At 67.4% G+C, this 15,100-nt stretch carries 13 protein-coding genes; 8 read left to right on the top strand and 5 right to left on the bottom strand.

Annotation, left to right across the window (positions count from 1 at the left end; all coding sequences use genetic code 11):
* The first annotated feature begins 14 nt into the window (after nucleotides 1–14).
* Together ACMVY4_RS01850 and ACMVY4_RS01845 are read left to right on the top strand one after the other, a co-directional pair.
* Complete coding sequence (locus ACMVY4_RS01850) at nucleotides 15–2,114, top strand: acetate--CoA ligase family protein (RefSeq protein ID WP_416898506.1); 2,100 nt, start codon at nucleotides 15–17, stop codon at nucleotides 2,112–2,114.
* Nucleotide 2,115: 1 nt separating this feature from the next.
* On the top strand, nucleotides 2,116–3,189 hold the full coding sequence (locus ACMVY4_RS01845) for an NAD(P)H-dependent flavin oxidoreductase (protein WP_416898505.1): 1,074 nt from the start codon (nucleotides 2,116–2,118) through the stop codon (nucleotides 3,187–3,189).
* A 1-nt stretch (nucleotide 3,190) separates the two neighbouring features.
* Here the strand turns inward: ACMVY4_RS01845 and ACMVY4_RS01840 are convergent, their stop codons facing one another.
* The gene (locus ACMVY4_RS01840) at nucleotides 3,191–4,324 is read right to left on the bottom strand and encodes a DUF2336 domain-containing protein (protein WP_416898504.1); all 1,134 of its coding nucleotides are present in this window, start codon (nucleotides 4,322–4,324) and stop codon (nucleotides 3,191–3,193) included.
* Nucleotides 4,325–4,420: 96 nt separating this feature from the next.
* Between ACMVY4_RS01840 and ACMVY4_RS01835 the strand changes: the two genes are divergently transcribed.
* Nucleotides 4,421–5,203: an enoyl-CoA hydratase/isomerase family protein gene (locus ACMVY4_RS01835; RefSeq protein ID WP_416898503.1), complete on the top strand. Its 783-nt coding sequence runs from the start codon at nucleotides 4,421–4,423 to the stop codon at nucleotides 5,201–5,203.
* A 6-nt stretch (nucleotides 5,204–5,209) separates the two neighbouring features.
* Here the strand turns inward: ACMVY4_RS01835 and ACMVY4_RS01830 are convergent, their stop codons facing one another.
* Both ACMVY4_RS01830 and ACMVY4_RS01825 read right to left on the bottom strand, forming a co-directional pair.
* Complete coding sequence (locus tag ACMVY4_RS01830) at nucleotides 5,210–5,803, bottom strand: histidine phosphatase family protein (RefSeq protein WP_416898502.1); 594 nt, start codon at nucleotides 5,801–5,803, stop codon at nucleotides 5,210–5,212.
* Entirely contained in the window at nucleotides 5,800–7,020 is a 1,221-nt protein-coding gene (locus tag ACMVY4_RS01825) for a serine hydrolase domain-containing protein (protein ID WP_416898501.1), read from the bottom strand. The genes ACMVY4_RS01830 and ACMVY4_RS01825 overlap by 4 nt, the downstream gene beginning before the upstream one ends.
* A gap of 143 nt (nucleotides 7,021–7,163) precedes the next feature.
* Between ACMVY4_RS01825 and ACMVY4_RS01820 the strand changes: the two genes are divergently transcribed.
* Together ACMVY4_RS01820 and ACMVY4_RS01815 are read left to right on the top strand one after the other, a co-directional pair.
* Nucleotides 7,164–8,990: an SLC13 family permease gene (locus ACMVY4_RS01820; RefSeq protein WP_416898500.1), complete on the top strand. Its 1,827-nt coding sequence runs from the start codon at nucleotides 7,164–7,166 to the stop codon at nucleotides 8,988–8,990.
* A 14-nt stretch (nucleotides 8,991–9,004) separates the two neighbouring features.
* On the top strand, nucleotides 9,005–9,706 hold the full coding sequence (locus ACMVY4_RS01815) for a glutamine amidotransferase-related protein (RefSeq protein ID WP_416898499.1): 702 nt from the start codon (nucleotides 9,005–9,007) through the stop codon (nucleotides 9,704–9,706).
* On the opposite strand, the gene ACMVY4_RS01810 is transcribed toward ACMVY4_RS01815, so the two are convergent.
* Nucleotides 9,703–10,263 (bottom strand): TetR/AcrR family transcriptional regulator, encoded by a 561-nt coding sequence (locus ACMVY4_RS01810; protein WP_416898498.1) that lies wholly within the window; start codon nucleotides 10,261–10,263, stop codon nucleotides 9,703–9,705. The two genes, ACMVY4_RS01815 and ACMVY4_RS01810, sit on opposite strands and share 4 nt — an antisense overlap.
* 157 nt (nucleotides 10,264–10,420) lie before the next feature.
* Between ACMVY4_RS01810 and ACMVY4_RS01805 the strand changes: the two genes are divergently transcribed.
* Together ACMVY4_RS01805 and ACMVY4_RS01800 are read left to right on the top strand one after the other, a co-directional pair.
* Nucleotides 10,421–10,882, top strand: a complete 462-nt coding sequence (locus tag ACMVY4_RS01805; RefSeq protein ID WP_416898497.1) for a (2Fe-2S)-binding protein — start codon at nucleotides 10,421–10,423, stop codon at nucleotides 10,880–10,882.
* A 2-nt stretch (nucleotides 10,883–10,884) separates the two neighbouring features.
* Nucleotides 10,885–13,050, top strand: a complete 2,166-nt coding sequence (locus tag ACMVY4_RS01800) for a molybdopterin cofactor-binding domain-containing protein (RefSeq protein ID WP_416898496.1) — start codon at nucleotides 10,885–10,887, stop codon at nucleotides 13,048–13,050.
* Nucleotides 13,051–13,194: 144 nt separating this feature from the next.
* Here ACMVY4_RS01800 and serB read toward each other — a convergent pair whose 3' ends face one another.
* Nucleotides 13,195–14,058 carry a phosphoserine phosphatase SerB gene (gene serB, locus ACMVY4_RS01795; protein WP_416898495.1) on the bottom strand — a complete coding sequence of 288 codons (864 nt, stop codon included), beginning with the start codon at nucleotides 14,056–14,058 and terminating at the stop codon, nucleotides 13,195–13,197.
* Between serB and miaA the strand changes: the two genes are divergently transcribed.
* Complete coding sequence (miaA, locus tag ACMVY4_RS01790; protein ID WP_416898494.1) at nucleotides 14,057–15,025, top strand: tRNA (adenosine(37)-N6)-dimethylallyltransferase MiaA; 969 nt, start codon at nucleotides 14,057–14,059, stop codon at nucleotides 15,023–15,025. The two genes, serB and miaA, sit on opposite strands and share 2 nt — an antisense overlap.
* Nucleotides 15,026–15,100: the final 75 nt, after the last annotated feature.

Below are 15,100 nucleotides of genomic sequence, written 5' to 3'. Positions count from 1 at the left end.
TTGAGTACGCGCCGATGTCCAAGTCCAAACAGAACCTGAAACGCATGTTCGAGGCGAAGTCCGTTGCGGTCATCGGCGCCTCCGGCGATCCGCTGCGCATCGGCGGCCGCCCGGTCGCGATGATCCGGGACATGGGCTACGAAGGCGCGCTCTACCCCATCAATCCGAACCGCGACGAGGTCCAGGGCCTGAAGGCCTATCCCTCCATCGCAGATGTGCCGGGTGAGGTCGATCTGGTGATCTGCGCCGTGCCGGGCGCTCTGGTCGAGGACATGCTGGGCCAGTGCGCGGCCAAGGGTGTCGCCGGCGTCATCGTCTTCGCCGGCGGCTTCGCCGAGGTCGGCGGCGACGGCGTCGAGGCGCAGAAGCGGCTGACGGCCATCGCGCGCGGCGCGGACATGCGCATGATCGGGCCCAACTGCATGGGCTTCGCGAACTTCGCCAACAGCATGCCGGCAAGTTTCCATCCGGCCTTCGCGCGGCCGATGCCGAAGGGCAATATCGGACTGGTCAGCCAGTCGGGCGCCTTCGGCGGCCTGTCGAGCCTGATGGCGATGGACCGCGGCGTCGGTTTCCGCCACGTGCTCACGACCGGCAACGAGGGCGATGTCGGCGTCGCCGATTGCCTCGACTACCTGGTCGACGATCCGGGCACCGAAGTGATCCTGCTCTACATCGAGGGCGTGCGCGACGGTCCGGCCTTCCTGGATGCGCTGGCCAAGGCGCGGCGAGCGAAGAAGCCTGTGGTCTGCGTCAAGCTGGGCCGCACGGAGGCCGGCGCCAAGGCCGCGGCCTCCCACACCTCCGCCCTGGCCGGCGCCGACGCAATCTATGACGCGGTCTTCAGCCAGTTCGGCGTCCACCGCGTGAATTCCATCGAGGAGTTCTTCGACACCGGCGCGGCGATTTCCGTCGGCGGCATGCCGAAGGGCGACAGCATTGCGCTGGTCACCGTCTCCGGCGGCGTCGGCGTGCTGATGGCCGACGATGCGGCGGCGCGCGGCATGACGGTGACCGAACTGCCGCAGTCGACGCAGAAGAAGTTCAAGGAAATCGTCCCCTATGCCGGCGTGAACAATCCGCTCGATGTCACCGGCCAGATCATCAACCAGCCGGAGATCTTCGAGCAGGCGATGCGCCTGGTGCTGGACGAGGGTGACTACGATGCCGTCGTCGGGTTCCAGGGCGCGAGCCTCAACGCGCCCGAGAACGTCGAATCCGGTCTGACGATGTGGAAATCCCTGAAGACCGATTATCCCGACCGCACCTTCGCAGTGGCCAGCCTCATTTCCGCCGAGGGGCAGAAGCGCTTCGAGGCCGCCGGCATTCCCACCTTCCGGGAGGCGACCCACGCCACCCGCGCCATGGCCGCCGGCGCCTATTTCACCCGCTGCTTCACGACGCCTTTCGACTGGAAGCCGGCGGCCGGCAGCGACGCACCGCTGGGCAATGGCACCTTCACCGAGCAGTCGGCGCTGGCGACCCTGTCCGCGGCCGGCGTTCCGGTGATGCCGACGCGTTCGGCGGCTTCGGCCGGCGAGGCGGCAGCGGCGGCCGAGGAACTCGGCTTTCCCGTGGTCATGAAGATCCTGTCGCCCGACATCGTCCACAAGTCGGATGTTGGCGGCGTGAAGCTGAACCTCGCGTCGAAGGCCGACGTCGAGCAGACATTCGGCGAGATGATGACGGCGGTCCGCGCCAAGGCGCCTGACGCCAAGCTGGACGGGGTCCTGCTGGCGCCGATGATCTCCGGCGGCGTCGAGACCATCATCGGCGTGCATTCGGACCCGGTCTTTGGCCCGGCGATCATGTTCGGCCTGGGCGGTGTCTTCGTCGAAGTGCTGAAGGATGTCAGCTTCCGTCTGGCGCCGTTCGACACCGCGGAGGCGCGGCGCATGATCGACGAGATCCGAGGCCGTGCGATTCTGGACGGTGTCCGCGGCGCGCCGGCGGCCGATGTCGATGCTCTTGCCGACGCGCTGGCCAGCCTCTCGCAATTCGCGGCGGCCCACCGCGACCGCCTGCTGTCGGTCGACGTCAATCCGTTCGTGGTGCTGCCGAAGGGGCAGGGTGCGATGGCGCTGGATGCGGTGATCGAACTGAAGGACGACTGACATGATGCGCAACGCCCTGACCGAGCGTTTCGGTCTCAAGTACCCGATCTACGGTTTCGCCCATTCCATTGACGTCGTCTGCGCCCTGGCCGAGGCCGGCTGCATGGGCGTCTGGGGCGCGACCCGCGAGACCCCGGAAGAGATCGAGGCGGGCCTGAAGGAGATCCGCCGCCGCGTCGGTTCGAAGGCCTTCGGCATTGATCTCGTGCTGCCACGCGGCATGCCGAAGACCGCCGACAAAGCGGCCATCGAGGCCGAGCTGCCGGAAGAGCACAAGGACTTCGTCAAGGGCCTCTACGAGAAGTATCAGGTGCCGGCGGCGACGCGGCCGGGCATGCGCTCGCGTTTCCTGCGATCCGACGAGGTTGCCGAACGGCAGGTCGCGGCAGTGCTCGCTTCCGATGTCGATCTCTTCGCCTGCGGCATCGGCGCGCCGGCGGACGCCGTCGCTCATGCCAAGTCCGACGGGAAGGTGACGCTGGCGCTGGTCGGCAGCGCACGACATGCGGAGGCTGCCATCCGCAACGGCGCCGAGATCATCGTGGCGCAGGGTTACGACGCCGGCGCCCATACCGGCCAGATCGGGACCTTCTCCCTGGTACCCCAGGTCGTCGACGTCTGCGGCGACGTACCGGTTCTGGCGGCTGGCGGCGTCGCGACCGGCAGGCATATCGCAGCCTCATTCGCGCTGGGCGCGCAGGGCGTCTGGCTGGGCACGGCCTGGCTGACCACGCACGAGCACGCCCTGGACGAGGTCCTTGTCCGCAAGCTGCTCGCCGCAGGGAGCGAGGACACGGTCATCAGCCGCGCCGATTCCGGCAAGACCCTGCGCCAGATCCGGACGGCCTGGTCAGAGGAGTGGGCCGCGCCCGGCGCGCCGGCGCCGTTGAAGATGCCGTATCAGGACATTCTGGTAGGCGACCTGCTCGGCGCCATCGACGAACACGGCGTCGAGGCGCTGATCCATCATCCGGCGGGCCAGTCGGTCGCCTATTCGACCGAACAGAAATCGGTCGCCGACGTGGTCAGGGATCTGGTCAGGGAAACCGAGGCTGCGATGAAGGGGCTGGGCTGACCTAGAGCCGTTCGGCGGCCTTGCCGCGCAGGCGCGTCAGCACCTGTTCCAGCCCGGCGGGGCTGATGGAGCGGTATTCCTCGGCGATACGTCCGACAACCCGGTCGATGAAGGCTTCCCGGCCGTCATGCTCGCCCTTGCGGGCCTCGATCATCTCGTCGCGCGCCACGCGGAAGGCGTGGAACAGCATCGGCTCCAGCCCGCTCTGTTCGTAGAGCTTCCGGAACGGATCGACGCCGGCCGCCTCGACCGAGCGCACGACACGGTCGCGCTGCCAGCCGGTCAACTGTGCCATCCCGGCGATGAAGAACTGGTAGTCGCCGCCGGCGAGGACGCGGAGCATCAGGCTGGTCGACAGCCGTCCCATGCGGTGCATGCGTTCGGCGAGCTTCTCGATCTCGGTCCAGTCGTCGCTCTGGCGAACCATGTCGACGACGGAACGCTCGCGGCCGTGCACGATCAGGTCCTCGGCCAGCACGGGCGGCAGGTCGTGACGGCGCACCAGGGTCTGCATCATCAGGTCGGAGACTGTCTGGATGCACTCCTCGGCGACGGTCAGCGAGACCAGTCGTTCGGCAATCTCCAGCGGCAGGCCGGGCCGGCTGGCGACGGCGCCCATCACGTCGGTGCTGTCCTGGAAGCGGTCGACGGCGCGGTTCATCGCATTGCCGCTGACTTCCGCACGGTCGTTGCGCATCAGCATGGCGACGGCCGTTTCGCTGGCAGTGTCCGCAAGCTGTTCCGACACCTTCGCCGTGACGTCAGTCCGGGCAGCGATGCCTTCCTGGAAGGCGGCGCCGCGCTCCATCTGCTGCAGAAGGTCGGCTTCGTCGAGCAGGGGCGAGAGCTGCACGATGGGCAAGGCCACCGCGTCCACGTCCGCCAGCAACCGCTCGATCATCGGGCGCGGCAGCATCGGCGATTCGGCAATGTGAGCGGCGAGACCCTTGCGGACGGTCTCGACAGATTGCGCCATCATGGTGTCGATCATCTGCAGCGCGGCCTTGAGCTCGGCCGGCGGCAGCCCGGTGCGCTTCAGCAACTGGCCGAGCTGTGCGCTGACGGCCTCGCGGTGTCCGTCTGACAGGGCGGCGACCAGGTCGCTCACATCGGTATCGGAAATCTGCTTCTGCATCCCAGCCTCCTGTCCGGAGGGTGGCAGATCAGCGTTAATCCGCACTTAACGGGCGCGCCGCCGGATGCTCCAATGCGGCCGTCAGGGGAGGACATGATGAGCTACGAACAGATCACCTACGAGACCGACGGACCGGTGGCGACGCTGACGCTGAACCGCCCGGAAAAGCTGAACGCCTGGACCTACACCATGCGCCGCGAAATGGTGGATGCCATCACCCTCGCCAACGAGGATCCGGCCATCGGCGCGGTGATCGTGACCGGGGCGGGCCGCGGCTTCTGCGCCGGTGCGGATATCGGCGCGACCTTCAACGCGCAGATCAAGGGCGAGAACGTGCGCAGCAAGGATGTCGCCGGCGGCATCGACTGGGTCGCCTTCGTGCGCGAATCGAAGCCGTTGATCGCGGCCGTGAACGGTGCCGCCGTCGGCGTCGGCCTCTCGCAGATTCTTTCCTTCGATGTGATCGTCGCCGCCCGTTCGGCGAAGATGGCGGCGCCCTTCGTCCGCGTCGGCGTGGTGCCGGAACTCGCCAGTTCGCATTTCCTGATCCAGCGCATGGGCTTCGGCCGCGCCAGCGAGTTCGCCCTGACAGCACGCTTCATGGAGGGCGAGGAGGCCGCGGCGACCGGGCTGGTCGACCGGGTGGTGGACGATGCGGCGCTGATGGAGACCGCGCGCGGCATCGCGGCGGCCATCTCGGCCAATCCGGACCGGCAGCTCCGCTGGGCCAAGCAGCTCTTCTCGCAGAACGGTTCCGAGACTGATCTGAAGCTGGTGCAGAAGCGGGAACAGGAACTGCTGGCCGAGGCCTACAAGAGCCCGGAACACAAGGAAGCCGTCGACGCATTCCTGAACAAGCGCAAGCCGGTCTTCCGCTGAGCGGCGTCAGACCGGCAGGTCGACCACCTGCCGGTTGACGTAGTCGATGCGCGCGCCGCCGCCGGCGAAAAGGCTGATACGGGTGACCGACAGCGGCGCGACCTCGAAGGCGATCCCCGATGCCGGCGCCGAAGCAAGCGCGTGCACCAGCGCCGCCCGTATGGGGCCGGCATGGGCGACGATGGCGATGGTGTTGCCCGCATGATCGCCGGCGAGCGCGGCAATGGCGCGTCCTGTCCGGGCGCAGACCTCGGCGAAGCTCTCGCCGCCCGGCGGGCGGAACTGGGCGATGCCGGCCGCGTCCAGGCCTTCCGGCATGGCCGTCTCGCCATGGGGCCGGCCTTCCCATTCCCCGAAGTCCTGCTCCTGCAGCCGGGCCTCGACCGCGATCATCTCGCCCGGAAACAGCGCACCGGCCGTCTGACGCGCACGGGCTGCCGGGCTGCTGACGAAGGTTCCGGCCTCCGCCAGCATGTCCCAGAGCGGCCCGAGCCGTGCCGGTTCGGGCAGTTTCGCCGACACTTCCGTGCGGCCGACATGGCGGCCGGTGACGCCGGTGGGCCCGTGCCGGACCCAGAGAAAGGTCGTCGCTGCGATCAATCCACCAGCGCCTGGTGCACCAGTGCGCGCAGTTCCTTGCGGATGGGGTAGAAGCTCGACGGCATCAGCTGGGTCATGAAGATGACCACCATATCCTCGACCGGATCGACCCAGAAGACGGTGCTGGCCATGCCGCCCCAGCCGAAATCGCCCGGGCTGCCCATGGTTTCCGACTTCGCCGGATTGAGCATCACCGCGAATCCGAGGCCGAAGCCGATACCGGCATAGGAGACTTCCGAGAAGACCGGCTGGCCATTGGCGGCCAGGTCGCCATCCAGGTGGTTGCTGGCCATGAATTCCACTGTTCGCGGACCGAGCAGGCGCTTGCCGTCGGCCGTTTCGCCGCCGCGGCGGAGCATCTCGGCGAATTTCCAGTAGTCGCCGATGGTCGACTGCAGGCCGCCGCCGCCGGACCAGGTCTTCACGCCGGCCTCGCGGTAGACGGACTTCTCGGCCGTGTCGACCAGCTTCAGCGGCGTCGTCTCGTCGGGCGTGTAGAGCTCCGCATAGCGGTCGAGCTTGGCGTCGGGAATGCCGAAGAAGGTGTCTTCCATGCCCAGGGGTCCGAGAATCTTCTCATCCAGATAGCTCTTCAGGTCCTGTCCCGAGATCACCTCGACCAGACGGCCGACCACGTCTGTGGAGACGCCGTAGTTCCAGCGCGAACCGGGCTGGAAGTTCAGCGGCAGGTCGGCAAGCTGCTTCACGCCGGCTTCGAGGCTTTCGCCCTTCGGACCGAAAGCGAGCTTCCGCTCTTCATAGGCCTCGCCCAGCACGCCGCCCTGGAAGCCGTAGGTCAGCCCCGACATGTGGGTCAGCAGATGGCGGACGGTCATGGTCTCGCGGCAGTCCTCGACATCCGAGATCGAGGTGGCGCCAGGGCGTAGCACCTTCAGGTCTGAAAGCTCCGGCAGGAACCTGGCGACCGGGTCATCGAGGTGAAACAGGCCGTGCTCGTAGAGCATCATAAGCGCGACCGAGGTGATCGGCTTGGACATGGAGTATGCGCGGACGATGGTGTCGCCTTCCCACGGCTTGTCGCGGGCGACGTCCCGCCGTCCGGTCCAGTCGCAGAAGGCGAGCTCGCCATGGCGCGCGATCAGTGTCACCGCGCCGGGCAGCCGGCCGCCCTCGACATAGCGCGCCATCCAGGCGTTCAGCCGCTCCAGACGTTCCGGGTCGAAACCCAGATCCGCACCGTTGTTCGTCTTCTCCATGCCCCTCTCCCCCTCTGCCGGACCGGTCCGCCGCTCGTATAACAGGCCGTGGGACGATCCGGAACGGGCCATCGCCGCCCTTGTTGCGGCCGGTTCCCCGGGTCGCCTAGTGTGGTGCCGGATTTCCCCGCCGCGGAGCCTTCATGACGACCGACCAGGTCCTGCTTTTTTCGCTCTTCGCCGTGATTCTGGGGATGCTGCTCTGGGGACGGCTGCGCCATGATCTTGTGGCGGCAGGCGGCCTTCTGATCGGCGTCACGCTGGGGCTCGTGCCGCAGGACGAGGCCTTCAGCGGCTTCTCCAACCCGGCGGTGATCATCGTCGCGCTGGTGCTGATCGCTTCCCGCGCGTTCGAGAATTCCGGTGTGCTCGGCCTGATCGCGCGGCTCGCCATCCGGGAGAGCCGTCCGGCCGGCACGCATATCACCATCTTCGGCGGCATTGCCGCGGCGCTGTCGGCCGTGATCAACAACGTCGCCGCGCTGGCGATGCTGATGCCGCTGGACGTCCAGGCCGCGCGCAAGGCCGGCCGGCCGCCGGGTCAGACCCTGATGCCGCTCTCCTTCGCCACGATCCTTGGCGGCATGGTCACGCTGATCGGCACGCCGCCCAACATCATCGCCTCGTCGATCCGCGAACGGCAGCTGGGCGAGCCCTATTCGATGTTTGACTTCGCCCCGGTCGGCGCAACGGTGGCCGTGGCGGGCATCCTGTTCATCGCCCTGGTCGGCTGGCGGCTGGTGCCAAGGCGGGAGGATCGCGCGGCGGCCATCGACCCGTCCTCCTTCGTGGCCGAGCTGCTGGTGCCGGAGGATTCGAAGCTCGCAGGGCGCGTTGGCGTGGAACTGGACGGCGAGGCCGAGGAGGCCGATGTCCGGCTCGTCGGTCTGATCCGCGACGGCGCGAGGCACCGCGGCGTTGTCCGCGCCATGACGATCCGGGCGGGCGACCGGCTGGTGGTCGAAGGTTCGACCGACGCCATCGCCGCCTTCATCAAGCTTTCCGATCTGCACAAGGCCGAGAAGGAAGAGGAGGACGGAGACCCGGAGGACGCACCGCACACGGAAGAGGTCGAAGGTGCTGACGAGGAGAAGGAAGACAGGCCCGTCGCGCGGGGTCCCGAGGTGATCGAGGCGGTGGTCCGCGCCGACTCGCGTCTCGTCGGGCAGAGCGCGGCGTCCCTCCAGCTTCGCCAGCGCCACGGGATCACCCTGCTGGGCATCGCACGCGCCGGCACGGTGTCGCGGACCGGAATCAGCCGGCGCACCATATCGGCGGGCGACGAGTTGCTGATCACCGGACGCCCGGCCGGATGGACCGTCATCCTGGACCAGCTCGGCCTGGTCGCCGTCAACCGGATCAGCGTTGCCGGGTTCAAGCCGTTCAACGCCGCGCTGGCGGTGGGCCTTTTTGCCGGGGCCATCGCCGTGGCGACGGCCGGACTGCTGTCCTTCACCGTCGCCATCGCCATCGCCGTCGCCGGCTACGCTGCCTTCGGTCTGGTGCCGGCGCGCGAGTTCTACAGCCGGATCGAATGGCCGGTTGTCGTCATGCTCGCCTGCCTGCTGCCTCTCGGCGCCGCCTTCGAGCAGGTCGGCGGCACGGCGCTGATCGCCAACTCCATCGCGGGATGGACGGCGGAGCATTCCGCGGTGGTGGCGCTGGTTGCGATCATGGTCGTGACGCTGACGCTCTCCGACGTGCTCAACAACGTCGCCACCATGGTCATCACCGGGCCGATCGCCATCGACCTGGCGCAACGGCTGGACGCCAATCCCGACACCTTCCTGATGGGCGTCGCGATCTCGGCCTCCTGCGCTTTCCTCACACCCATCGGGCACAAGAACAACACGCTGATCATGGGGCCGGGCGGATTCCGCTTCTCGGACTACTGGCGCATGGGTCTGCCGCTCGAGGCCGTGGTCCTGGCCGTTTCGGTGCCCATGTTGTTGATCGTCTGGCCGTTGTAGGAGAACGAGGCACCATGCAGATCGGCATTCTGGAAACGGGGCTGCTGCCGCCGGGGCTGAAGGACATCCACGGCGATTTCCCGTCCATGTTCCGCAACTGGCTGGCGCCGCACCTGCCGGAGGCAACGTTCCGCACCTGGACGGTGATCGAGGACGACTGGCCGGCAGGGGTGGGGGACGCCGACGCCTGGCTGGTTACCGGCTCCCGCTTCGGCGTCTACGATCCCGAACCCTGGATCGAGTCGCTGAAGGTCTTCATCCGCGAGGCCGCCGAGGCCGGCGTGCCGCAGCTTGGTATCTGCTTCGGGCACCAGATCATGGCCGAGGCGATGGGCGGCAAGGCCGTCAAGTCGCCGAAGGGCTGGGGTGCGGGCATCCACGACTACCGGCTGCAGGCGAACGGTGAGAGCGTGACCTGGCCCATGCTGGTCAGCCACCAGGATCAGGTCGTCGAGGTGCCGCCGGGCGCTCGGGCCATCGGCGGTTCCGACCATTGCCCCTTCGGCGTGATCGAGTACGAGATGCCGCTGCTGACCTGCCAGTTCCATCCCGAGTTCGATCCGGCGCTGTCGGCGGCGATCCTGCGCGAGCGTGCGGGTGTCACAATCCCCGAGGCGGTGGCGTCAAAGGCGCTTGCCTCCCTTGCGACGAGCCCGCGGAACCGGGAGGCTGGCGCCTGGATGGCAACCTGGTTGAAGACGAAGCTCGCGGGCTAGCCGCCGGCGACGCGCAGCACCATCGTCTTCAGGCTGGCCAGCAGGTTTTCCAGATGTTTGCGGTCGTGCGCCTTGTGCTTGAAGGCCTTGACCGAGGTCTGCACCAGATCGGCCAGCGCCCCGACCGTCATGCCGGATGACCTGATGGCGTCGGCCCGGGGCTTGAGGATCTGTTCCAAGGCCACCCGGTACCGGCGGTCGCCCTCGGCGATCTCCTCCATGGCCACATTCATGACGCCGCTGATCACGTCCTCGGCGTCGGGTGACGCATTGATCTGATCGTAGGGACGGAGCGCGAAGTGCTCGAAGGCGATATCCAGCTTGTCGCCCAGCGTCGCCGCGCCGGCCGTTTCGCATTCGACGGCAGCGACGGCGATGTCGGTCAGCCGGCGCATCGCGGCGCGCAGCACCGCCTCCTTGCTGTCATAGACATTGTATAGCGTCTGACGCACCACCCCCGCCGACGACGCGATGTCGTTCATCGTGGTTCGCCGGACGCCGTAGCGCATGAACTGCTCGATGGCGGCGTCGACGATCTTCTGTTCGCGGGGGTCCATGAATCCTTATTGACATATCGTGTCCAACTGTCAATCTGGACAAACGGACATTTTTTGTCGTATTGCACAAATCCATCTGCGTGTTTGGTCCGTATGCATGGGGTAATCGGCGGGCGCCTCCGGACGGGCGGCGCAGCGCCCCGACGGGAGAGGTTTCATGGCCATCAACTTCACACTCAACGGCAAGCCGGTGACGGTCGACGTCCCGGACGACACGCCGCTGCTCTGGACGATCCGTGACGGGGTCGGGCTGACCGGCACCAAGTTCGGCTGCGGCGTCGCCGCCTGCGGCGCCTGCACGGTCCACGTGGACGGCGTCCCCACGCGGTCCTGTCAGACCGCGGCCGGCGATGTCGCCGGCATGAGCGTCACCACCATCGAAGGGCTGGAAGGCAAGGCCGCCGCGGCGGTCCAGTCGGCCTGGCGCGAACTCGACGTGGTCCAGTGCGGCTACTGCCAGTCCGGGCAGATCATGTCCGCGGTCGGCCTGCTGACCGAGACGCCGAAGCCCACCGACGCCGACATCGACGGCTACATGTACGGCAATGCCTGCCGCTGCGCGACCTACCAGCGGATCCGCGCCGCGATCCACCGCGCCAGCGAAATCATGGAGGCCTGATCATGACCGTCCAGACATCCCGCAGAGGGTTCATGAAGGGTGCGATGGCCACCGCCGGCGTGGCGCTGGTCATCGGTTTCAATTCTAAGGGCGCGCTCGCCGCGGGCGGCGCCGACCTGAACCCCTTTGTCCGCATCGACGACGAGGGCCGGGTGACGGTCATCGTCAAGCATTTCGAGATGGGCCAGGGCACGACCACCGGCCTGCCGACGCTGGTGGCCGAAGAGCTCGACGCGAACTGGGAAGACGTGAAGCTGGAATTCGCGCCGGCTGACAACGAGAAGTACAAGAACCTCGCTTTCGGCATGCAGGGCACCGGCGGCTCCACTGCCATCGCAAATTCCTACATGCAGTACCGTCAGGCCGGCGCCGCCGCACGCGACATGCTGGTCCAGGCGGCGGCGAAGCAGTGGGGCGTCTCGCCTTCCGAGATGACGGTGGATGAAGGGCAGCTTTCGGCCGGCAGTCACAATGGCGGCTTTGGCGAGTTCGCGGCCGCTGCGGCGAAGATGACCCCGCCTGCCGAACCGAAGGTGAAGGACCCGTCGGCCTTCAAGCTGATCGGCCAGAACCGGCTGCCGCGTCTCGACAGCTTCGACAAGACCAATGGCCAGGCCCAGTTCGCCATGGACGCGAAGGCCGAGGGCATGGTGGTCGCGGTGATCCTGCGCTCGCCCAAGCCCGGCGGCATGCTGAAGAGCTTCGACGCCTCCGGCGCAGAGGGCATGAGCGGCTTCGTCCGCGCAGCCGGCATGCCGAACAAGGCCGGCGTCGTTGTCTATGGCACGTCGACCTGGAGCGCGATCTCGGCCCGCGACGCCATCACCGCCGAGTGGGACTTCTCGAACGCCGAGACCCGCTCGACCGATACGATGGTGGCCGAGCATCTCGCCCTGCTCGACAAGCCGGCCTACGAAGCAGTCAAGGGCGCCGAGGCGACGAAAGCTGCGATCGACGGCGCCGCGAAGGTCGTCGAGGCGGACTTCGTCATGCCGCAACTGGCCCACGCGCCGATGGAGCCGCTGGTCTGCATGATCGAACCGACCGAGACCGGCGTTCTCGTGACCGATGGTTGCCAGTTCCCGGGCCTGACCCAGCCCTACGTGGCCGGCGTCCTGCAGCTCGACCCGTCGAAGGTCGAAGTGAAGACGGTCTATGCCGGCGGCTCCTTCGGCCGGCGCGCCAACCCGGACAGCGACTATCATGTCGAGGCGGCCATCGCCTTCGCGCTGATGGGCGGCAAGACGCCGGTGAAGACGGTCTGGACCCGCGAGGACGATCTGGCCGGCGGCTACTACCGTCCGATGGCGGCGCACCGTGTCCGCATCGGCATCGGCGCCGACGGCAAGATCGCCGGATGGGATCACCGCATCGCCACGCAGTCGATCATGAAGGGCACGCCGTTCGAAAGCTTCGTGGTGCATGACGGCGTCGATCATTCGTCCGTCGAGGGCATCGCCGACACCCACTACGCCATCCCCGGCTATTCGGTCGGGCTGTCGGACTGGACATCGCCGATGAAGGTGCTCTGGTGGCGGTCCGTCGGCCACAGCCATACCGGTTACGCCATGGAAGTGGCGATGGACATGGCCGCCGAAGCGGCTGGCCAGGATCCGCTCGACTTCCGGCTGGCGCTGCTGGAAGGCGACGATCCGGACCGGCAGCGGCTGACCGGCGTGCTGAAACTGGCCGCCGAGAAGGCTGGCTGGGGCACGCCGCTGAAGGGCAATCAGGGCCGCGGCATCGCGGTCCACAAGTCCTTCAACAGCTATGTCGCCGAGGTCGTGGAGGTCTCCGTCAATGATGGTGCGGTGAAGATCGAGAAGATCACCTGCGCCGTCGATTGCGGCGTCGCCGTGAACCCCGATGTCGTCCGCGCCCAGATGGAAGGCGGTATCGGCTACGGGCTCGGCGCGGTGATGCGGAACAGGATCAGCTTCACCGACGGCGAGGTGGATCAGTCCAACTTCCCGGACTACGAGCCGCTGCGGATCACCGACATCGGATCCATCGACGTGCACATCGTGCCGTCGTCGGCGGCGCCCACGGGCGTCGGCGAGCCCGGCCTGCCGCCCGCCGGACCGGCGCTTGCCAATGCCATCCACGCGGCCACCGGCAATCGCGTGACCATGCTGCCGATGGCCGACAACGGCGTCACCTTCGCGTAGACGATCGGGGCGCTCTCCTGAACGGGGAGCGCCTTATTCCCGCCCGGATCAGGTCTGATACGGGTGGCCAACGTCTCGTCGTGTCCCGGATCGGGGTCCGGGACACGTCGGTGCTTTGGCGCTGCGCAGTGCTCTCTTGCCGCTCTAGACGCCCAGAAACCTCAGCAGCACGTCCAGCCCGCCATGGTCGATGGCACAGTCGGCGGCGTTCTTCGTGATCGGTTTGGCGCGGTAGGCGACGCCGAGGCCGGCCTTCTCGATCATGCCGATGTCGTTGGCGCCGTCGCCGATGCAGACGGCCTGATCGTGACGGATCCCGAGCCGGGTGCAGAGTTCGTCCAGTGACTCGATCTTCGCCTGCCGGCCCAGGATCGGCTCGGCGACCTTGCCTGTCAGAACACCTTCCTCGAACAGCAGCCGGTTGGCGCGGTTCTCATGGAAGCCGCAGAGCCCGGCGACGCGCTCGGTGAAATAGGTGAATCCGCCGGAGACCAGGGCGCAGTGCATGCCGGCGGCGCGGCAGCCCTGCACCATCTCCCGCGCGCCGGGCGATAGCTTCACCCGTGTGTCGAAGCATTCGGCCAGGGCGCTTTCGGGCAGGCCCTTCATCAGCGCGACGCGTTCGGCAAGGGCGCCCTCGAAATCGATCTCGCCGCGCATGGCGCGTTCGGTGATGGCCACGACCTGCTCGCGGACGCCGGCGAAATCGCCCAGCTCGTCGATGCATTCGACCGTGATCATGGTCGAGTCCATGTCGGCGATCAGCAGCTTCCAGTGGCCTTCGGGCGTCTCGCGGCGAATGCAGAAGTCGATGGGCCGCTCGCCGATGATGTTGGCCACCTTCGGGCGCAGCACCGCCGGGTCATCGGCATTGTAGAAGATCTCGAAAACACCTTTCGCGACCAGCTCCCGCTGGCGCTGAACGGGCGCGAGACCGGCGAGTTCCGCCAGCAGCGCTTCATCGCGCAGTTGACCTTCGCCCGCGACGAGCGTCAGAACGGTGGGCATGGTGGACACTCCGATCGATGGGGCGGGCGGTGACGGCGTCCTGCTGATACTGGGACCGACGGCCAGCGGCAAGTCGGGACTGGCGATCGATATTGCCGAAGCCCTCAACGGGGTGATCGTCAATGCCGATTCCATGCAGGTCTACCGCGATCTGCGGCTGATCAGCGCCCGGCCGTCCGATGCGGAAATGAGCCGCGCACCGCACCGGCTCTTCGGCTTTCTGGACGCCGCCGAGATCTGTTCCGCTGCGCGCTGGGCCAAGCTGGCGGGCGAGGAGATCGAGGCGGCGCGGCGGCGCGGCAAGCTGCCGATCGTGGTCGGCGGCTCGGGCCTCTACGTGCGGGCGCTGACCGAGGGCTTCTCCCCCATTCCCGACGTCGGGCCCCTGCACCGCCAGCGCGCCCAGGGCATGCTGAAGAAGATGGGGGCCGAGAAGTTCCACGCCCGTCTGGCAGAGCACGACCCGGACATCGCGGCGCGGCTGGAGACCGGCGACAGCCAGCGGCTTATCCGGGCGATGGAGGTGTATCTCGCGACGGAGAAGCCGCTGAGCTGGTGGCAGGCCCTGCCGCCGGAACCGCCGATGCTGAAGCTGCCGGCCTTCCGGCTGGTGCTGCTGCCGGAGCGGTCGACGCTCTACGAACGCTGCGACCGGCGCTTCGAGGAGATGGTCCGTGAGGGCGCGGTGGACGAAGCCATGGCGCTGGGTGCGCGCGGGCTGGACCCGGACCTGCCGGCCATGAAGGCGTTGGGCGTGAAGCAGCTGATCGCCGCCGGCCGGGGGCAGATCCTGCTCGAACAGGCAGTCGCCGATGCGCAGACGGCCACCCGCCGCTATGCCAAACGGCAGATGACCTGGTTGAGGCATCAGATTGTTGCGGACCATGTTTGCGACACGCAAGATATGGAAAGATTGAAGGCAGATATCTTTCCAAAAATAAGGGAATTTCGGTTGACCGCGTCCTGATCCTTCCCTATGGTCCGCGCGCCCTGTAACGGGCCGTGTTCCGCACTCTCCGGCAGCGCCGGCGGGAGCGGTGCG

The organism is Minwuia sp. (assembly GCF_048007105.1).
Taxonomy (GTDB): Bacteria; Pseudomonadota; Alphaproteobacteria; order Minwuiales; family Minwuiaceae; genus Minwuia.
Note: the sequence above shows the minus strand (reverse complement) of the source record. Positions and strands in the feature narration are given on the sequence as shown.